The sequence below is a fragment of the Pseudonocardia sp. P-1 genome, from assembly GCF_058111925.1.
Window position 1 is genome coordinate 1,348,097 of sequence record NZ_CM176614.1, and the last position, 19,055, is coordinate 1,367,151.

The following is a 19,055-nucleotide window of genomic DNA, read 5'->3' on the forward strand; positions in this document are numbered from 1 at the left end:
GGCCAGGTCAGTGCCGGTCGGCGCCGGCGTGCTCGGTGGGGTCGCCCGCGACGTGGTCGGGCACGTCGGACTCCCGGGTGTCCCCGCGCGGCTCGTCGTGGTCGGTGTCCTCGGTCTCGGCCGGGTCCAGCGGGCTGACCAGCACCGAGGTGATGCGGACACGGCCCCGGGCGTCCTTGCCGCCCTCGCCCTGCAGCCGCAGCAGGCCGTCCAGCTCCGCGGTGGCGCCGGGCAGCGGCACCTTGCCCAGCCGCTGGGCGAGCAGCCCGCCGACGGTGTCGACGTCGGCGTTCTCCAGCGCCTCGTGCAGCTCGTCCTCCCGCGGGGTGCCGCGGAACCGGCCGGCGAACAGCTCCTCGAGGTCCTCGGCGGGCAGCCGGGCGGAGACCCGGAAGGCGCCGTCGGAGGCCTCGGCGACGTCGGGCACCTCCTCGGTGTCGTACTCGTCGGTGATCTCGCCGACGATCTCCTCCAGGATGTCCTCGATCGTCACCACGCCGGCGGTGCCGCCGTACTCGTCGACGACCACGGCCATGTGGTTGCGGGTGCGCTGCATCTCGCGCATGAGGTCGTCGCTGCGCTTGGAGTCCGGCACGAAGGCCGCGGGGCGCAGGATGTCGAGCAGCGGGACCTCGCGCTCCCCGCGCCGGGCCTCCTCGCGGGCCCGGACCAGGTCCTTGAGGTAGGCGATGCCGATGACGTCGTCCACGCCCTCGCCGAGCACCGGGATGCGTGAGTAGCCGCTCTTGAGCGCCAGGCGCAGCACCTTCTCCACCGGGGTGTCGCGCTCGGTCCAGATCAGGTCGGGCCGCGGCACCATGATGTCGCGGACCGGGGTCTCCCCCAGCTCGAACACCGAGTGGATCATCTTGCGCTCGCCCTCGTCGACCACGCCGCGGTTGCTGGCCATGTCGACGAGCTCGCGCAGCTCCACCTCGGTGGAGAACGGGCCGTCGCGGAAACCGGGGCCCGGGGTGATCGCGTTGCCCAGCAGGATCAGCAGCTTCGCCAGCGGCGACAGCACGACGCCGATCGCGCGGATCGGGCCCGCGAGCAGCAGCCCGATCCGGTACGGGTGCTGGCGGCCCAGCGTCCGCGGGCCGACCCCGACCAGGACGTAGCTGGCGAGCACCATGAGAACGCCGGTGAGCAGCAGCCCGATCCAGGTGGCGGAGAACAGCGGCGCGAGCGCGACGGCCAGCAGGATGATCGCAACCGTCTCGCAGGTGACCCGCAGCAGCATCAGCAGGTTGACGTGCCGCGGCCGGTCCGCGACGACGGCGGCGAGCGCCGTCGCGCCGGCGCGGCCGGCGCGCACCACGGCGTCCACCCGGGCCCGCGAGATCGACATGAGGGCCGAGTCCGCGGCGGCGAACACCCCGGCCAGCAGCACGAGCAGGACCGTCGCGACGATCAGCCAGACGGTGGTCACTTCTGCTCCTCGGAGAACGTGGTCGTGGGTCTTCCGGTCACCGGCCGGACTCGTCCTCGAAGCCGGCGGCACCGAGCAGACGGTCGTCGCTGCGCTTCTGGGCGTCCCGGGCGCGCTCGGCGGCCCGGTCGGACCGCCAGCGGACCAGCAGCCGGTTCTGCAGCGCGAACATCTCGCGCTCGTCCTCGGGCTCGAGGTGGTCGTACCCCAGCAGGTGCAGGATGCCGTGCACGGTCAGCAGGTGCAGCTCGTCGGCCAGGGTGTGCCCGGCCTTGCGCGCCTGGTCCCGGGCGAAGGCCGGGCAGAGCACGACGTCGCCGAGCAGGGCGGGGCCCAGGTCCGGCGCGTCGGGGCGCCGGGTGTCCTCGGACAGGGAGTCCATGGGGAACGCCATGACGTCGGTGGGGCCCGGCTCGTCCATCCAGCGGACGTGCAGCTCCTCCATCGCGTCCAGCCCGACGGCGGTGATCGCCAGCTCGGCGGACGGGCTCACCTTCATCGCGTCCAGCGCGTACCGGGCGACCGACACGATCTGCGCCTCGTCGACCGTGATCCCGGACTCGTTGACGACCTCGATGCTCACGCCGCCGCTGCCCTGCCCCTGCTCGCCGATACGGATGTAGGGGGCAGCCTAGACGGCCGTACCGACGGTCCCGGTGCCACCCGCCCCCCGGTCACCGCCGCCGGTCGGGACGCCGCGCGGGGCCGTTGCGGGGTGCGCCGTTGCCGACGGCGGCCGCGCGGTGCTCGGACGCGTCGAACCGGGCGTAGGCGTCGACGATGTCGGACACCAGGCGGTGCCGGACCACGTCGGCGCTCTCGAGCCGGGAGAAGTGCACGTCGTCGACGCCGTCGAGGATGTCCTGCACGACGGCCAGGCCGGACCGGGCGTTGCCCGGGAGGTCGACCTGGGTGATGTCGCCGGTCACCACGATCCGCGAGCCGAAGCCGAGCCGGGTGAGGAACATCTTCATCTGCTCGGGCGTGGTGTTCTGCGCCTCGTCGAGGATGATGAACGCGTCGTTGAGGGTGCGGCCGCGCATGTAGGCCAGCGGCGCGACCTCGATCGTCCCGGCGGCCATCAGCTTCGGGATGGACTCGGGGTCGATCATGTCGTGCAGCGCGTCGTAGAGCGGGCGCAGGTACGGGTCGATCTTCTCGAACAGCGTGCCGGGCAGGTAGCCCAGCCGCTCCCCCGCCTCGACCGCGGGCCGGGTCAGGATGATCCGGTTGACCTGCTTGGCCTGCAGCGCCTGCACGGCCTTGGCCATCGCCAGGTAGGTCTTGCCGGTACCGGCCGGGCCGATGCCGAAGACGATGGTGAACGCGTCGATGGCGTCGACGTAGCGCTTCTGGTTGAGCGTCTTGGGCCGGATGGTCTTCCCGCGCCGGGACAGGATGTCCAGGCTCAGCACCTCGGCCGGGGACTCGCCCAGGCGCTCGTCGGCGGTGTTCTCCGCCGAGAGCATCTGCACGGTGCGGCGCACGGTGTCCGCGCCGACCAGCTGGCCGCGCTCGGCCAGGGTGATCAGCTCGGTGAAGACCCGCTCGGCGAACGCGACGTCGCCCGGGTCCCCGGACAGGGTCAGCTCGTTGCCGCGGACGTGGACGTCGGCGGTCAGCTCCTCCTCGGCGGCGCGCAGGCTGTCGTCACGCGAGCCGAGCAGGGACAGGAGGGCGGTGTCCGGCACGGCCATCCTCGACCGGACGGTCCCGCCCGGTGCTACGTCGGACCGCTCGTCGGTCCGAGGGGTGGGGCCGGGTTCGGTGCCGGTCAAGAGTGTGTTCGCCTGCCTCGTACGTCGGGTCGCCGGACTGCACCGATCGTACCGGTCGGACCGCCGTCGGCACCCGGGGATTCTCCCCGCGGATCAGGCGGGGGTGCTCAGCCGTTCCACGGCCTGCAGCGCGGCGGCCCAGCCGGGGTGGGCGACGTCGATGAGCTGCAGGTGGTTCGCGCCCTCGACCCGCACGAGCTCCGACCGGTCACCGGCGGCCGTCGCGGCGGCGACGAAGTCCTCGCTCTGGGAGAGCGGGACCACCTCGTCGGCGGTGCCGTGCACGCACACCGACGGCACGCCGAGCGGGACGGCCTCCAGCGGGCTGGTCGCCCGGAAGCGGGCCGGGTCGGCGCCCGGGGTCGCCGCGACGAGGTCGGCGACGGCGCCGTCGCCGAGCAGCATCCCGCCGGCCAGGTCGAGCACCCCGGCCAGCGAGACCACCCCGGCCGGGCGGACCACGGGCGTCGCGCCCGGGTCGCCGGGGGCGAGCGTCGCCCGCATCGCCAGCCAGGCCGCCAGGTGCCCGCCCGCGGAGTGCCCGAGGGTGACGAGCCGGCGCAGGTCGAGCCGGGTGGAACGCAGGGTCGCGAGGTGGTCGGTGGCCATCGCGACGTCGTCGAAGGTGGAGGGCCAGCCGCCGCCGGCGCCCACCTTCCGGTACTCGATGTTCCAGACCGCGAAGTCCGCCGCGACCAGCGCGTCGACGACCGGGCGCATGATCGTGAGGTCGGTGCCGGCCCGCCAGAAACCGCCGTGCACGACGATCACGGTGCCGCGGGGCAGGTCCCGGCTCGCCGGGAAGGTCAGCTCGCCGAACTGGTCGGGCTGGCCGCCGTAGGCCATCCGCTCGGTCCGCGGGGCGGTCTCGTCGCGCGGGGGCCGCCGCGGGGCCGCGGGGGCGTCGTTGCCGCAGGCGCCGAGCAGCGGGGTGGCGGCGAGGCCGGCCAGCAGCGCGCGGCGTCCGATCCGGGGAGCGTGGTCACTCACGCGGCGGATGATGACACCCGCGCCCGGTCCCCGACGACCGGTTCGCCGGATCGTGACGCGCGTCGGTCCCTCCGTGCCCTGCTCCCAGGGTCACCCTCGTAGCGCTCTAAGCCCCGAAAGTTCCCCTGGGGGCATCCGGGGCGGGTCGGCGAGGGGGCTCAGCGGGCCCAGCGGCCGGTGCGCACGGCGAGCGCGCCGAGCGCGACGCAGGCCGCGGTGGAGGCCCGCAGCACCTCGGGCCCCATCCGGACCGGGACGGCGCCGGCCTCGGTGAGGCGGTCGAGCTCGGCGTCGTCGACGCCGCCCTCCGGTCCGACGGCGAGCAGCACCTCCCCCGCCGCGGGCAGCGCGACCGAGGCGAGGTCCTCGCCCGCGGACTCGTGCAGCACCAGCGCGGTGTCGGCGGCACCGACCCGGGCGGCGAGCTGCGCGGTGGTCACCGGGCCCGCGACGTCGGGCTGCCACGGGCGGCGGGCCTGCTTGGCGGCCTCGCGGACGGTGGACCGCCAGCGTTCGAGGGCCTTCGCGCCGCGCGGGCCGTCGTCCCAGCGGGTGACGCAGCGGGCCGCCCTCCAGGGGACGAACCCGTCGGCGCCGGCCTCGGTGGCGGTCTCCACGGCGAGCTCGCCGCGGTCGCCCTTGACCAGCGCCTGCGCGACGACGACGCGGACCGCGGGTGCGGGCACCCGGGTCACCTCGTGCAGCCGCACGGTCAGCGCGTCACGACCGGCGACGTCGACGACCTCGGCGCGGGCGAGCCCGCCCCGGCCGTCGGACAGCACCAGCGCCTCGCCGGGGCGCAGCCGTCGCACGGTCGCGGCGTGGCGCCCCTCCGGGCCGTCGAGCACCGTGTCGGAGCCCGGGCCCGGGAGGGACCCGACGTCGTCGACCAGGAACAACGGCGCCGTCGTCACCGGGTCAGCGTCCGGTCCAGCTGTCGCGCAGCTTGGAGAACAGGCCGTGCCCGTTGCGGGAGCCGCCGATCAGGTCCGGCTGCTCCTCCCCGCGCAGCTCGGCGAGCCGGCGCAGCAGGTCGGTCTGCTCCTTGTCCAGCCGGGTCGGCACCGCCACCTCGACGTGCACGAGGAGGTCGCCGTGGCCGTCGATGCGACCGGTGGAACGCAGCCGGGGCATGCCCTTGCCGCGCAGCGTGCGGACCGTGCCGTGCTGGGTGCCCGCCTCGACGTCGATCTCGGCGACCGAGCCGTCGAGCAGCGGCAACGGCAACGTGGTGCCGAGCGCGGCCGCGGTCATCGGCAGCGGGAGCGTGCAGTGCAGGTCGGCGCCGTCGCGGGTGAACAGCTCGTGCGGCGCCTCCTCCACCTCGACGTAGAGGTCACCGGCGGGACCGCCGCCGGAGCCGACCTCGCCCTGGCCGGACAGGCGCACCCGCATGCCCTCGGCGACGCCCGCCGGGATCTTGACGGCGACGGTGCGCCGCGACCGGACCCGCCCGTCGCCCGCGCACTGGCGGCAGGGGTCGGGGATGACCTCGCCGAACCCGCGGCAGGTCGGGCAGGGCCGCGCGGTGACGACCTGCCCGAGGAACGAGCGCTGCACGCTCTGGATCTCCCCGGAGCCGCCGCAGGTGTCGCAGGCGGTGGGGTGGGTGCCCTCGGCGCAGCCGGAGCCCTGGCACTGGGTGCACAGGACCGCGGTGTCGACGGCGAGGTCGCGCTGCACACCGGCGGCGCAGTCCTCCAGCGTCAGCTCCATCCGGATCAGCGCGTCGGCGCCGGGCTGGACCCGGCTGCGCGGGCCGCGCCCGCGTCCGCCGCCGGCGGTGCCGCCGAAGAACGCGTCCATGATGTCGCTGAACCCGCCGAACCCGGCGAACGGGTCACCGCCGCCACCACCCCCGCCGCGGGCGTCGAGGGGGTCGCCGCCGAGGTCGACGACCCGGCGCTTCTCGGGGTCGGTCAGCACCTCGTAGGCGGCGCTGACCTCCCGGAACCGCTCCTGTGCCGCGGGGTCGGGGTTGACGTCCGGGTGCAGCTCACGGGCGAGCTTGCGGTACGCCCGCTTGATCTCCGAGGCGTCGGCGCCGCGCTCGACGCCCAGGATCCCGTAGTAGTCGCGTGCCACCTGGCTCTTTTCCTCAGTGAAGTACGTACAACGACGATGAAAGGTCTACCGACCGGTCAGGATCTCACCCACGTACCGGGCGACCGCATGCACCGCCGAGATCGTGCCCGGGTAGTCCATCCGGGTCGGCCCGACGACGCCCATCCCGCCCAGCGGGGTACCCGATCCGTACCCCACCGTGACCACGGACGCGGTGCGCAGGTCCTCGGCCTCGTTCTCCTCGCCGATCCGGACCGTCACCAGCCCGGAGTCCTGCGAGGCCGCGAGCAGCCGCATGACCACGACCTGCTCCTCCAGGGCCTCCAGGACCTGGCGCAGCGAGCCGGGGAAGTCGGCGTGGCTGCGGGTCAGGTTGGCCGTGCCGCCCAGCACCATCCGCTCCTCGGGGTGCTCGACGAGGGTCTCGATGAGCACCGTCGCGAGGTGCAGCAGCGGGGTGCGCAGGTCCTCCGGAGCCGTCTCCGGCAGCTCGGCCACGGCCGCGGAGGCCTCGGCGAGCTTGCGACCGCCCAGGGCGTTGCCGAGGATCTCGCGCAGCCGGGCGACGTCGGCGTCGGCGAGCACGTCCCCCAGGTCGACGACGCGCTGGTCGACGCGCCCGGAGTCGGTGATCAGCACCAGCATCAGCCGGGCCGGGGTCAGCTGCACGACCTCGAGGTGGCGGACCGTGGATCGGGTGAGCGTCGGGTACTGCACGACGGCGACCTGGCGGGTCAGCTGCGCGAGCAGCCGCACCGAGCGGCGCAGCACGTCGTCGAGGTCGACGGCGCCGTCCAGGAACGTCTGCACGGCCCGCTTCTCGGCCGACGACAGCGGCTTGACCTGCGAGATCCGGTCGACGAACTGGCGGTAGCCCTTGTCGGTGGGGATCCGGCCCGCGCTGGTGTGCGGCTGCGCGATCAGGCCGTCCTCCTCGAGGACGGCCATGTCGTTGCGCACCGTCGCGCTCGACACCCCGAGATTGTGCCGGTCGACGATGGCCTTCGACCCCACGGGCTCCTGCGTCGACACGTAGTCGGCCACGATGGCCCGCAGCACGGCGAACCGCCGCTCGTCGGCGTTCATCTCCTCGCACCTCCCCCGGTGTGCCCCGTCCATTCTAGGCGCCGTCGTGGCCGCGCGGCCGGGGCACGCGGCGTGGCACGGTGGGTGGGGTGATGTCCGCACGCCGCTTCGGCCGGCGCTCCCTGCTCGTCGGTGCCGGTGCCGTCGCCCTGGTCGCGGTGGGCACGACCGACCGCTGGCTCCCCGTCGGCGACGTCGCCGGGACCCCGGACCCGGCCGCGCTGCGGGCCCGGATCCTGGCGGGTGTCGTCCCCCACTCCGGCCTGGCGACGGCGACCGGCCGGCTCGGGCTGCCCACCGTCGCGCCGATCGGGTCCGCGGCCCGGCTGCTGTCCACGACCACCCGGATCCGCGTCCAGGTCGCCGACGCGGGCCGCTGGCGGGTCGACGAGCTGACCCCGGTCGGCGAGGTCGACACCTACCGCGACGGACAGGTCGAGCGGATCTGGGACTACGGCGCGGACCGGCTGACCACGGTCTCCCCGCTCGCCCCGGTGCGTTTCCCGCGGGCCTCGGACCTCGCCCCGGCCGACCTGGCCCGCCGGCTGCTCGGCGCGACCCCCGACGACCCGGTGACGGCGCTGCCGGCACGGCGGGTCGCCGGGCGGGCCGCGGCCGGGCTGCGGGTGACCCCGGCCGACCCGGACAGCCTGGCCGGGCGGATCGACGTGTGGTCGGTCCCCGTCGGCGACGGCGCCCTCCCGGTCGCGGTCGAGATCGCCGCCCGGGACGGCGCGGGCCCGCTCCTGGAGACGGCGTTCGAGGCGGTGGACACCGCCGCGCCGCCGGCCGCGGCGCTGGTCCCGGCGCCGCCGTCGTCGGCCGAGCGGGTGCGGGCCCGTCCCGACGACCTGACCGGCTCGCTGCGCGGGGTCGGCGCGGTGCCCCCGCCGGACCGGCTCGCCGGCCGGGACCGGGTGGAGCTGCCGGTGTCCGGGGACGTCCCGGCCGCCGAGCTGCTGCCCGGGGTCGGTGTGTACGGCACCGGGGTCGGCCGGTTCGTGCTGGTCCCGGCCGCACCGGAGGTCGTCGACGGGATCGTGCGCGGCTCGGCCGCCGCGGGCGGGGTGGACGTGGCGGGCCTGCCCGGCGGCTCGGCCGCCCGGGTGGCGACGCCCCTGCTCAGCCTGGTCGTCGCCCGTCGGCGACGGCGCGGGGTGCTGCTGGCCGGGACGGTGCGGCCCGGTGTGCTGGAGTCCGCCGCCGTCGAGCTGATGGGGACCCGCCGGTGAACGGCCCGGTGGTCGCGACGCACGCGGTGACCAAGCGGTTCGGCCGGGTCACCGCCGTCGACGGCGTCGACCTGGCGGTGCCCGCCGGCTCCCGGTTCGGGCTGCTGGGCCCGAACGGCTCCGGCAAGACGACGCTGGTGCGGATGCTGCTCGGGCTGGTGCACGCCACCTCGGGGTCGATCGAGGTGCTGGGCTCGCCGATGCCGCGGGCCGCCCGCACGGTGCTGCCGCGGGTCGGTGCGCTGGTCGAGTCCCCCGCCGCCTGGCCGGGGCTGTCGGGCCGGGCGAACCTGACCCTGCTCGACGCGGCGGGCTCGGTGGGCGGCCCGCTGCACCGGCCCGCCGACCGGCGACGACGCGTGCAGGAGGCCCTGGAGCAGGTCGGCCTGGGCGGGGTCGACCGCCGCCCGGTGCGGGCCTACTCGCTCGGGATGCGCCAGCGCCTGGGCATCGCCTCGGCGCTGCTGCGCGCCCCGGAGCTGCTGCTGCTCGACGAACCGACCAACGGCCTGGACCCGCGGGGCATCGGCGAGATGCGCGCCCTGCTGACCGCGCTGAACGAACGGGGCACGACCGTGGTGCTGTCCAGCCACCTGCTCGCCGAGGTGGAGACGCTGTGCACCCGGGTCGGGGTGATGGACGCCGGGCACCTCGTGCTCACCCAGGACCTCGACGAGCTGCGGGCACCGACCGGCCGGGTCGTCGTCCGCACCCCGGCCCCGGCGGCCGCGGCGCGGGTGCTCGGCCGGGCGCTGGAGTCCGCCGACGGCGACCGGCTCGTGGTCCGCGCCGTCGACCCCGCCGACCTCAACGCGCACCTGGTGCGGGCCGGGGTGCCGGTGGCGTCGCTGGAACCGGAGCGCCGCACCCTGGAACAGGTGGTGCTGGCACGGACCGGTGACGGCTCGGACCGGGTGGCCACGGCCGGGCGGGGGGGTGGCGCGGTGATCCTCGTCGAGCTGGCGCTGCTGCTGCGCCGCACCCGGGTGTGGCTGTGCTGGCTGCTGCTGTGCGCGCTGCCGGCGCTCGTCGCGGTGGTCGTGTCGGCCACCGGGATCCTCCCGCCGCCCGGGCAGGGGCCCGCGTTCCTGTCCGCGGTCGCGACGAACGGGCAGATCTTCCCGGCGTTCGCGCTGGCGCTGGTGCTGCCGTTCCTGCTGCCGATCACCGTGGCGGTGGTCGCCGGGGACACCGTCGCCGGGGAGGCCGCCGCGGGGACCCTGCGCTACCTGCTGATCCGGCCGGTCGGGCGGCTGCGGCTGCTGGTGGCGAAGCTGGTGTCGGTGGCGTTCTTCGTGGTCACCGCGGTGACGCTGGTGGTGCTGACGTCCTACGCGGTGGGGATCGCGGTGTTCGGCACCGGCACCACCACCGCCACCGGCGGTCTCACCCTGCCCCCGGTCGACGCCGGGCCCGGCTCGGTCGCGTCGCTGTCCGGGACGGTGATCGAACCGGTGGACCTGGCGACCCGGACCGGGCTGACCGTGGCCTACCTGGCGCTGTGCATGCTCACCCTGGGCGCGCTGGGGATCTTCTTCTCCACCCTGACCGACTCCCCGCTCGCGGCGGCGCTGGCGGTGCTCGCGGTCGTGGTGACCAGCGCGTCGCTGCAGGCCCTCGACGCCTCGGCCGCCTTCGTCGACTTCCTGCCGACGGCGCACTGGCTGGCCTGGATCGACCTCTACCGCGACCCGGTCCTCTACGACGCCGCCCGCACCGGGGCGTGGGTGCAGGCGGGCTGGGTCGCCGTCGCCGTCGGGGCGGCGTGGGCGAACCTGGCGACCAAGGACATCGCGAGCTGACCGCCCGCCGCGCCGGGCCGTCTCAGCCCGCGGCGCGCAGGGTGCCGCAGGCGGCCGGGGCCTCGTCGATCGGTGCGGTGGACAGGGCACGGACGACCAGGCCGATCACGGCGTCGTCGGCGGGCAGGCCGCCGTGGCCCACGGTCGAGCCCGGGCACAGCTGCTGCAGCTCCACGTTGACCGCACCGTCGAGGCGGGCCGAGGTCGGCGGGGTGACGACCTGGTCACGGTCGGTCCACACCGACAGCCAGGGCACCACCATCCCGGCCCCGGCGAGCTCCCCCAGCAGCGCCGACCCCGGGGCGAGCTGACGGCACGCCTGCGGGCACGCCTCCGGGGCCACGGCCGCGGCGGAGCCGGCCACCGTCGTCCCGGCCAGCGGGGAGCCGATCGACACGATCCGCCGGGCCCGCGCCGGGCCGTCGTCGCGGATCGCCCACAGCCCCGCGACGACGCCGCCCGCGGAGTAGCCGACGACGTCGACCGACGGCGCCCCGGCGTCGGTGGCGACGGTGACCGCGCGGTCCAGGACCTCCACCTGCCGGTCGAGGTCGCCGGTGCCGTCGCCGTCCAGGGCCAGGACGCGCGCGTCGCGGCCCTGGGTGCGCAGGGCCCCGGCGAGGACCTCCAGGCCGGTGCGGTCGCCGCCGTAGCCGGGGACGAGCAGGACCGGGCCCGGCCGGTCCTGGGCGACGGGCCCGCCGGCTCCGCGGGCCCCCTCGGGCAGGGCCGCGACGACGGCGGCCACCACGCCCAGCGCGACCATCAGTGCGGCGACGACCAGCAGCGCCCGGCGGCGCGGGCTCACCGGGCCCCCGCCGGGGTGCCGGCGGCCGGGGTGTCGTCGGCGATCAGCAGGTCGGTGACGACCCGGTCGGCCAGCAGCCGTCCGCGGTCGGTCAGCACCGCGCGGCCCGCGGCGTGCGCCGCCGGGTCCAGCAGCCCGTCGGTGACGGCGCGGGCGGCGGCCGCACGACCGCCGTCGTGCAGCAGGGTCAGGGCCATGCCCTCGGCGAGGCGCAGCCGCAGCATGACCCGCTCGGTGTGCCGCTCGTCCGCGGTGAGCTCCTCGCGACCGCCCTCGGGGGTCTCCCCCGCGGCGAGCGCGCCCGCCCAGCGCGCCGGGTGCTTGACGTTCCACCAGCGCGTCCCGGCCAGATGGGAGTGGGCGCCGGGGCCGATCCCCCACCAGTCGCCGTCGCGCCAGTAGCCCAGGTTGTGCCGGCACTCGGCGCCGGGCAGCGACCAGTTCGACACCTCGTACCAGGACAGCCCGGCGTCGCGCAGCCGCGCGTCGAGCAGCTCGTAGCGAGTGGCGGCGACGTCGTCATCGGGGGCGGGCAGCTCCCCGCGGCGGACCCGGCGGGCCAGTGCGGTGCCGTCCTCGACGATCAGCGCGTAGGCCGAGACGTGGTCCACCCCCGCGTCGAGGACGGCGTCGGCGGAGGCGCGCAGGTCGTCGTCGGTCTCGCCGGGGGTGGCGTAGATCAGGTCCAGGTTGACGTGGCCGAACCCGGCGGCCCGGGCCTCCCGGGCGGCGGCGACGGCGCGCCCCGGGGTGTGCGTGCGGTCCAGTACGGCGAGCACGTGCGGGGCGGCGGACTGCATGCCCAGCGAGATGCGGGTGAACCCGCCGGCCCGGAGCCGGTCGAAGAACTCCGGCGAGACCGACTCGGGGTTGGACTCGGTGGTGACCTCGGCGTCGTCGGCGAGCGGGAGGTGCTCGCGGACCGCGTCGAGCATCGCGACGAGCCGGTCGGCGCCGATCAGCGACGGGGTGCCGCCGCCGACGAACACCGTCTCCACGGTGCGGTCCCCCACCGTGCGGGCGGCGAGCGCGATCTCGGCGCGGGCGGCGGCGAGCCAGCCGTCCGGGGACGCGGCGTCGCCCGCGAGCTCGGAGGCGGTGTAGGTGTTGAAGTCGCAGTAGCCGCAGCGGGTCGCGCAGAACGGCACGTGGACGTAGAGCCCGAAGGCCGGCGGCACGGGGGTCACGTCCGGCGAGTGTGCCACCGCCGGGCCGGTGGGTGCCGGGCGCACCTCGGGCCCGGACCGCTCCCCGGCACGTCCGGGGCGCGCGGGACGGGCCGGTCGCGACGGGGTGGCACCCGGGGTCCCCGCGGTGGACGACGGGTTCCACCGGGCCCGTGACCCCGGTGATTCCGGGTGGACCGGACACCGCGCGGTGAACGTCCGGACCTATCCGCCCACCCCTCCCAGGATGCGAACATCACTTTGTGGCAGGTCCGGACACCGTGGCACCCTGTATCCGTGCCCGCACTCCGTCTCCGCCTCGTGGCGCGTCGCCACGTGGACCTGAACCGGACCCGTAGCGCGCTCTGTCGTCGTCGCTGACCCGACGGCCCCTCCCGAACCGCCCCGGGCCGCTCCGTGCCCTGTCCCGGGCCGGGGTGTGCCCGGTCCGCCCGACATCGGAGCACCCACCACATGGCGCCCTCGAAGACCGCACCCCGCCGCCCGAAGGGCCAGGGGCAGTGGAAGCTCGGCCACCGCGAACCGCTGAACCCCAACGAGCGCAGCAAGCGCGACGACAATCCGCTGAACGTGCGCGCGCGGATCGAGAACGTCTACGCCCGGCGCGGCTTCGACTCGATCGACCCCGCCGACCTGCGCGGACGGTTCCGCTGGATGGGGCTCTACACCCAGCGCAGGCCCGGGATCGACGGCGGCCGCACCGCGGCGCTGGAGCCCGAGGAGCTCGACGACGAGTACTTCATGATGCGCGTGCGCCTCGACGGCGGCTCGGTCTCGGTCGAGCAGCTGCGCGCGCTCGGTGAGGTCTCGCGGCGCTACGGCCGCGACACCGCCGACGTCACCGACCGGGAGAACATCCAGTACCACTGGATCCGCGTCGAGGACGTCCCGGCGATCTGGAAACTGATCGAGCCGCTGGGCATGCAGACCACCGAGGCCTGCGGCGACTGCCCCCGTGTGGTCATGGGGTCCCCGGTCGCCGGCGTCTCGGCCGACGAGGTGGTCGACCCGACCCCGGCCATCGACGAGATCGTGCGCCGCTTCATCGGCGACCGCGAGCTGTCGAACCTCCCGCGCAAGTTCAAGTCCGCGATCTCCTGGCAGCAGGACGTCGCGCACGAGATCAACGACATCTCCTTCGTCGGCGTCGAGCACCCCGAGCACGGCCCCGGCTTCGACCTGTGGGTCGGCGGCGGACTGTCGACCAACCCGCGGATCGCCGAGCGGCTCGGCGCCTGGGTCCCGCTCGACGAGGTCCCCGACGTGTGGCACGGCGTCGTCCAGGTGTTCCGCGACTACGGCTACCGCCGCCTGCGCCACCGCGCCCGCATCAAGTTCCTCATCGCCGACTGGGGCCCGGAGAAGTTCCGCCAGATCCTGGAGGACGAGTACCTGGGCCGGAAGCTCGTCGACGGCCCCGCCCCGGCGGTCCCCGAGCGGCCCATCGACCACGTCGGCGTCCACAAGCAGAAGGACGGCCGCAACTACGTCGGCGTCGCCCCGCCGTCGGGCCGCGTGTCGGGCACGACGCTGCTCGCCGTCGCCGACGCCGCCGAGCGCGCCGGGTCGGACCGGATCCGGTTCACCCCGTACCAGAAGATCGTCGTGCTGGACGTGGCCGACGACAGGCTCGACGGGCTGATCGAGGACCTGAACCGGCTCGGCCTGCCGGCCCGGCCGTCGACCTGGCGCCGTTCCACGATGGCCTGCACCGGCATCGAGTTCTGCAAGCTCGCGATCGTCGAGACCAAGGAACGCGCGATCCGGCTGGTGGAGGACCTGGAGAAGCGTCTCGCCGACGTCGTGCCCGACGTGCCGATCTCGCTGCACCTCAACGGCTGCCCGAACGCCTGCGCCCGCACCCAGGTCGCCGACATCGGCCTCAAGGGCCAGATCGTCACCGACGCGGACGGCAACCAGGTCGAGGGCTTCCAGGTCCACCTGGGCGGCGGGCTGGGGCTGGACTCCGGTTTCGGGCGCAAGCTGCGCGGGCTCAAGGTCACCAGCGCCGAGCTGGGTGACTACGTCGAGCGCGTCGTGCGCCGCTTCGCCGAGCAGCGCGACGGCGACGAGCGGTTCGCCCAGTGGGTCCTGCGGGCCGACGAGGAGGACCTGAAGTGAGCGGGCGCGTCACGCCGTTCCACTGTCCGTACTGCGGCGAGGAGGACCTGCGCCCGGCCGAGCGGTCCGAGAAGGTCCCCGGCGCCGCCTGGTGGTGCGCGGGCTGCCTGCGCACCTTCGTCGTGACCTTCGTGGGGATCGGCGTCCCCGAGACCTCGGGAGCGGAATCATGAGTGTTGCCCTGGAGACCGACCTGCGCGCCACCGCCGAGCGCGGTGCCGCCGAGCTGGGCCCGGACGCGACCGCCGAGCAGCTGCTCGCCTGGGCCGCGGAGACCTTCGGTGACCGGCTGATCGTCGCCTCCAACATGCAGGACGCCGTCCTGGTCGACCTGGCCCAGCGGGCCCGGCCGGACGTCGACGTGCTGTTCCTGGAGACCGGCTACCACTTCGCGGAGACCATCGGCACCCGCGACGCGGTCGACGCCGTCTACCCGCGGCTGCGCATCGTGAACGCACAGGCGGACCAGACGGTCGCCGAGCAGGACGCCGAGTACGGCAAGGACCTGTTCGCCCGCGAACCGGACCGCTGCTGCGCGCTGCGCAAGGTCGTCCCGCTGGAGCGGACGCTGTCCGGCTACGACGCCTGGGTCACCGGCGTCCGCCGCGTCGAGGCCCCGACCCGGGCGAACACGCCGCTGGTCACCTACGACGAGAAGTTCGGCCTGGTGAAGATCAACCCGATCGCCGCGTGGTCCGACGAGGACATGGACGCCTACATCGCCGAGCACGGGATCCTGGTGAACCCGCTCGTCGACGCCGGCTACCCGAGCATCGGCTGCGCGCCCTGCACCGCGAAGCCGAAGCCCGGCGAGGACCCCCGCTCCGGCCGCTGGGCCGGGCGTGCCAAGACCGAGTGCGGGCTGCACGCATGACGACCCTGGAGGAGACCGCCGTGACCGCCGCCGTCACGACCCCGGCCCTGGACGCGCTCGACGCGCTGGAGTCCGAGGCGATCCACGTGTTCCGCGAGGTCGCCGGTGAGTTCGACCGCCCGGTGATCCTGTTCTCCGGCGGCAAGGACTCCACCCTGCTGGTGCACCTGGCCATCAAGGCGTTCGCGCCCGCCAAGGTGCCCTTCGGCCTGCTGCACGTCGACACCGGGCACAACTACCCGGAGGTCATCGAGTTCCGGGACCGGGTCGCCGCGCAGCACGGGCTGCGCCTGGAGGTCGCCCGCGTCGAGGACTACCTCGCCGACGGCCGCCTCGTCGAGCGCGCCGACGGGACCCGCAACCCGCTGCAGACCCAGCCGCTGCTCGACGCGATCGCCGAGCACCGCTTCGACGCCGTGTTCGGCGGCGGCCGGCGCGACGAGGAACGCGCGCGGGCCAAGGAGCGGATCATGAGCCTGCGCGACGCGTTCGGCCGCTGGGACCCGCGCAAGCAGCGCCCGGAGCTGTGGAACCTCTACAACGGACGGCACGCCGCCGGTGAGCACGTCCGCGTCTTCCCCATCTCCAACTGGACCGAGCTCGACGTCTGGCGCTACATCCGGCGCGAGGGCATCGAGCTGCCGTCGATCTACTACGCGCACGAGCGCGAGGTCTTCCAGCGCGACGGCATGTGGCTCGCCGAGGGCCCCTGGGGCGGGGCGCGCGACGGCGAGCGGCTGGAGCGCAGGTCCATCCGCTACCGCACGGTGGGCGACGGCTCGTGCACCGGCGCCGTCGAGTCCACCGCCACCACCCTCGACGAGGTCATCGCCGAGGTCACCGCGTCGCGGCTCACCGAGCGTGGCGCGACCCGGGCCGACGACCGGCTGTCCGAGGCCGCGATGGAGGACCGGAAGAAGGAGGGCTACTTCTGATGGTGGACACCGCCACCCCGCGCGACCTGCTGCGCTTCGCCACGGCGGGCTCCGTCGACGACGGCAAGTCCACCCTGGTCGGGCGCCTGCTCTACGACACCAAGTCGGTGCTGGCCGACCAGATCGAGGCCGTCGAGCGCGCCTCGGTCGACAAGGGGATGTCGACGCCGGACCTGTCGCTGCTCGTCGACGGCCTGCGCGCCGAGCGCGAGCAGGGCATCACCATCGACGTCGCCTACCGCTACTTCGGCACGCCGACCCGGGAGTTCGTCCTCGCCGACACCCCGGGCCACGTCCAGTACACCCGCAACACCGTCACCGGCGCGTCCACCGCCGAGCTGGCGGTGCTGCTGGTCGACGCCCGCAACGGCGTCGTCTCCCAGACCCGCCGGCACGCCGCGGTGCTGTCGCTGCTGCGCGTCCCGCGCCTGGTCCTGGCGATCAACAAGATCGACCTGATCGAGTACGACCAGGCGAAGATCGCCGACATCGAGCACGAGTTCACCGAGCTGACCCGCTCGCTGGGCTTCACCGACGACGCCGTCCAGGTCATCCCGGTGTCCGCGCTGGTCGGGGACAACGTGGCGTTCCGCAGCGGGAACACGTCCTGGTACACCGGGCCGACGCTGCTGGAGCACCTGGAGTCGGTCCCGGTCGACGGCCCCGACGCCGACGCCCCGTTCCGGATGCCGGTCCAGTACGTGATCCGCCCCAGGAACGGTGCCGAGTCTCGCTCCGCTGACGCTTCGCTCGGTGACCTGCACGACTACCGCGGCTACGCCGGCCAGGTCGCCTCGGGCACCGTCCGTCCGGGCGACGAGGTCGTCGTCCTGCCCGAGGGGCACCGCACCACCGTCTCCGAGGTCCGGACCGCCGACGGCCCGCTGGCCGCCGCCGGGGCGGGCCTGAGCGTGACGGTGCTGCTCGCCGACGACATCGACGCCCCCCGCGGCGCCCTGATCGCGGCCGCGTCCGACGTCCCGGAGGTCACCTCCGAGATCGACGCGACGCTGTGCTGGCTGGCCGAGAAGCCGCTGCTCCCGGGCGCGCGGCTGCTGCTCAAGCACGGCACCCGCACCACCCAGGTGATCGTCGGGGCGCTGGGGTCGCGGCTGGACACCGAGACGGTGTCCTACGCCGCCGCGCCGGAGAAGCTGGAGATCAACGACATCGGCCGGGTGTCGCTGCGCGTCGCCGACCCGCTGCCGGTCGACTCCTACTCCCGGGTCCGCACCACCGGCGGGTTCCTGCTGATCGACCCGCCGACGGGCAACACGCTCGCCGCCGGTCTGGTGGGCGACCCGCTCGCGGCGGTGCCGGCCGCAGGCTGACCGCTCCGCGCCGTCCACGGCCCCCGCACCCGCTCCGGGTGCGGGGGCCGTGTCGTGCCGGGCGGGGTGTCCGGACCGGGCGGTCGTGGCCCGGGTCACCCGGACGCGCCGGAGCGGCGCCCACCACGGTACGTCCCCGCAGGTCAGCGACCCGCGACGGCCACGTGTCCGGACAGGTTTCCCGTCGTCCCGACCAGCGGACGACGACTTGTCGACCCCCTCGATCCGTTCCACCATGGACGGGTGACCACGACCGCCGCCCCCGCCGACCGGACCCTCGCGTCCGGCCGCCGCGCGGAGTCGGACCCGGCGGTCTCCTGGCACCTCGTCGCGCACCTCGAGCGGTTCTGGCCGTCGCGCCGGCTCGACGCGTTCGACGAGTTCTGTCGTCGGGGCTGAGACACCTCCCCGACCGACCTCCCACCACGTACCGCGTACCCCTCCCACGGGTCGCGGACGCTCCCGCACGCCCGGCGTGCGCAGGAAGCAGGATCATGTTCGACCCCTCGCTCGCGCTCGCCGGCCTGCTCGTCGGCTTCCTCGTCGGCCTCACCGGCATGGGCGGCGGTGCGCTCCTGACCCCGTTGCTCGTCCTGGTGTTCAAGGTCAACCCGCTCACCGCGATCTCCTCGGACCTGCTGACCTCGCTGGTCATGAAGCCGGTCGGCGCCGCGGTGCACGCCCGGCGGCGCACCGTGCACTGGCGGCTCACCGGGTGGCTGGTGCTCGGCGCCGTCCCCGCCGGGTTCGCCGGCGCGGTGGTCATCGGGATGATCGGGAAGGGCGTCGGCGTCGAGGACCGGCTCAAGGTGTTCATCGGGATCGCGCTGGTCGCCTCGGTGCTGACCACCCTGTTCCGGCAGGTCATGGACCGGCGCGGCAGCCGCAACGCCGTCGACGTCGACGCGCCGGTGGACGTCCGTCCGCTGCGGACGGTGCTGATCGGCGTCGTCGGCGGGCTGGCGGTCGGGATGACCTCGGTCGGCGCCGGGTCGCTGATCATCGCGATGCTGCTGCTCGCCTACCCGCAGCTGCACCCGTCGCGGCTGGTCGGCACCGACATCGTGCAGGCGATCCCGCTGGTCGCCGCCGCGACGGTCGGGCACCTGTTCTTCGGCGACGTCCAGTTCGGTCTCGCCGCGGCGCTGCTCGTCGGGGCCCTGCCCGGCGTGTGGTTCGGCGCGCGGCTGTCCTCCGGGGGCACCGGCCGGCTCATCAAGCCGGTCGTGACCGCGGTGCTGCTCGCCTCGGCGCTCGCGCTGCTCGGCGTCCCCGGCCCGTGGGTGCTGGTGGCGACGGCGGCCGCCCTCGTCGTGACCGTCGTCCTGCTGCCGCGCCGCCGCCCGGCCGTCGCCGAGCCGGAGCGGGTCCCCGAGCCGGTCGGCGCCCGCGACTGACGCCGGCACCGGACCGAC

At 74.9% G+C, this 19,055-nt stretch carries 18 protein-coding genes; 9 read left to right on the forward strand and 9 right to left on the reverse strand.

Annotated features, from left to right (window positions below):
- Window positions 1-7: 7 nt before the first annotated feature.
- The 7 genes from AC0GKK_RS06420 to hrcA form a co-directional block, all read right to left on the reverse strand.
- Window positions 8-1,432: a hemolysin family protein gene (locus AC0GKK_RS06420; protein ID WP_489883379.1), complete on the reverse strand. Its 1,425-nt coding sequence runs from the start codon at window positions 1,430-1,432 to the stop codon at window positions 8-10.
- A 37-nt stretch (window positions 1,433-1,469) separates the two neighbouring features.
- Window positions 1,470-2,015, reverse strand: coding sequence for an rRNA maturation RNase YbeY (gene ybeY / locus AC0GKK_RS06425; protein ID WP_251784650.1), 546 nt, complete (start codon window positions 2,013-2,015; stop codon window positions 1,470-1,472).
- Window positions 2,016-2,106: 91 nt separating this feature from the next.
- Window positions 2,107-3,210, reverse strand: coding sequence for a PhoH family protein (locus tag AC0GKK_RS06430; protein ID WP_405418373.1), 1,104 nt, complete (start codon window positions 3,208-3,210; stop codon window positions 2,107-2,109).
- A 93-nt stretch (window positions 3,211-3,303) separates the two neighbouring features.
- A complete protein-coding gene (locus tag AC0GKK_RS06435; RefSeq protein ID WP_489883380.1) occupies window positions 3,304-4,200 on the reverse strand; it encodes an alpha/beta hydrolase family protein in 897 nt (298 codons plus the stop codon).
- A 158-nt stretch (window positions 4,201-4,358) separates the two neighbouring features.
- Window positions 4,359-5,114 (reverse strand): 16S rRNA (uracil(1498)-N(3))-methyltransferase, encoded by a 756-nt coding sequence (locus AC0GKK_RS06440; RefSeq protein ID WP_489883381.1) that lies wholly within the window; start codon window positions 5,112-5,114, stop codon window positions 4,359-4,361.
- 4 nt (window positions 5,115-5,118) lie between these two features.
- A complete protein-coding gene (gene dnaJ / locus AC0GKK_RS06445; RefSeq protein ID WP_161151755.1) occupies window positions 5,119-6,285 on the reverse strand; it encodes a molecular chaperone DnaJ in 1,167 nt (388 codons plus the stop codon).
- A 45-nt stretch (window positions 6,286-6,330) separates the two neighbouring features.
- Window positions 6,331-7,350 (reverse strand): heat-inducible transcriptional repressor HrcA, encoded by a 1,020-nt coding sequence (gene hrcA, locus AC0GKK_RS06450; protein WP_208824747.1) that lies wholly within the window; start codon window positions 7,348-7,350, stop codon window positions 6,331-6,333.
- Window positions 7,351-7,439: 89 nt separating this feature from the next.
- On the opposite strand from hrcA, the gene AC0GKK_RS06455 reads away from it, so the two are divergent.
- Entirely contained in the window at window positions 7,440-8,582 is a 1,143-nt protein-coding gene (locus AC0GKK_RS06455; RefSeq protein WP_489883382.1) for a hypothetical protein, read from the forward strand.
- On the forward strand, window positions 8,579-10,384 hold the full coding sequence (locus tag AC0GKK_RS06460) for a DUF2705 family protein (RefSeq protein ID WP_489883383.1): 1,806 nt from the start codon (window positions 8,579-8,581) through the stop codon (window positions 10,382-10,384). Before AC0GKK_RS06455 ends, AC0GKK_RS06460 begins: the two co-directional genes overlap by 4 nt.
- Window positions 10,385-10,406: 22 nt before the next feature.
- Here AC0GKK_RS06460 and AC0GKK_RS06465 read toward each other — a convergent pair whose 3' ends face one another.
- Entirely contained in the window at window positions 10,407-11,192 is a 786-nt protein-coding gene (locus AC0GKK_RS06465) for a lipase (RefSeq protein WP_489883384.1), read from the reverse strand.
- Window positions 11,189-12,379 (reverse strand): radical SAM family heme chaperone HemW, encoded by a 1,191-nt coding sequence (hemW, locus tag AC0GKK_RS06470; protein ID WP_482637008.1) that lies wholly within the window; start codon window positions 12,377-12,379, stop codon window positions 11,189-11,191. The genes AC0GKK_RS06465 and hemW overlap by 4 nt, the downstream gene beginning before the upstream one ends.
- 453 nt (window positions 12,380-12,832) lie before the next feature.
- On the opposite strand from hemW, the gene AC0GKK_RS06475 reads away from it, so the two are divergent.
- The 7 genes from AC0GKK_RS06475 (at window position 12,833) to AC0GKK_RS06505 (ending at window position 19,037) form a co-directional block, all read left to right on the forward strand.
- Window positions 12,833-14,500, forward strand: a complete 1,668-nt coding sequence (locus AC0GKK_RS06475; protein WP_489883385.1) for a nitrite/sulfite reductase — start codon at window positions 12,833-12,835, stop codon at window positions 14,498-14,500.
- Window positions 14,497-14,673: a hypothetical protein gene (locus AC0GKK_RS06480; protein ID WP_062401491.1), complete on the forward strand. Its 177-nt coding sequence runs from the start codon at window positions 14,497-14,499 to the stop codon at window positions 14,671-14,673. Before AC0GKK_RS06475 ends, AC0GKK_RS06480 begins: the two co-directional genes overlap by 4 nt.
- Entirely contained in the window at window positions 14,670-15,374 is a 705-nt protein-coding gene (locus AC0GKK_RS06485; protein ID WP_251784658.1) for a phosphoadenylyl-sulfate reductase, read from the forward strand. The genes AC0GKK_RS06480 and AC0GKK_RS06485 overlap by 4 nt, the downstream gene beginning before the upstream one ends.
- The gene (cysD, locus tag AC0GKK_RS06490; protein ID WP_208824758.1) at window positions 15,371-16,309 is read left to right on the forward strand and encodes a sulfate adenylyltransferase subunit CysD; all 939 of its coding nucleotides are present in this window, start codon (window positions 15,371-15,373) and stop codon (window positions 16,307-16,309) included. The genes AC0GKK_RS06485 and cysD overlap by 4 nt, the downstream gene beginning before the upstream one ends.
- Window positions 16,309-17,640 carry a sulfate adenylyltransferase subunit 1 gene (locus AC0GKK_RS06495; protein ID WP_489883386.1) on the forward strand — a complete coding sequence of 444 codons (1,332 nt, stop codon included), beginning with the start codon at window positions 16,309-16,311 and terminating at the stop codon, window positions 17,638-17,640. Before cysD ends, AC0GKK_RS06495 begins: the two co-directional genes overlap by 1 nt.
- 243 nt (window positions 17,641-17,883) lie before the next feature.
- Window positions 17,884-18,039: a hypothetical protein gene (locus tag AC0GKK_RS06500; RefSeq protein WP_251784661.1), complete on the forward strand. Its 156-nt coding sequence runs from the start codon at window positions 17,884-17,886 to the stop codon at window positions 18,037-18,039.
- Window positions 18,040-18,134: 95 nt separating this feature from the next.
- Window positions 18,135-19,037 (forward strand): sulfite exporter TauE/SafE family protein, encoded by a 903-nt coding sequence (locus tag AC0GKK_RS06505; protein ID WP_251784662.1) that lies wholly within the window; start codon window positions 18,135-18,137, stop codon window positions 19,035-19,037.
- Window positions 19,038-19,055 lie beyond the last annotated feature (18 nt).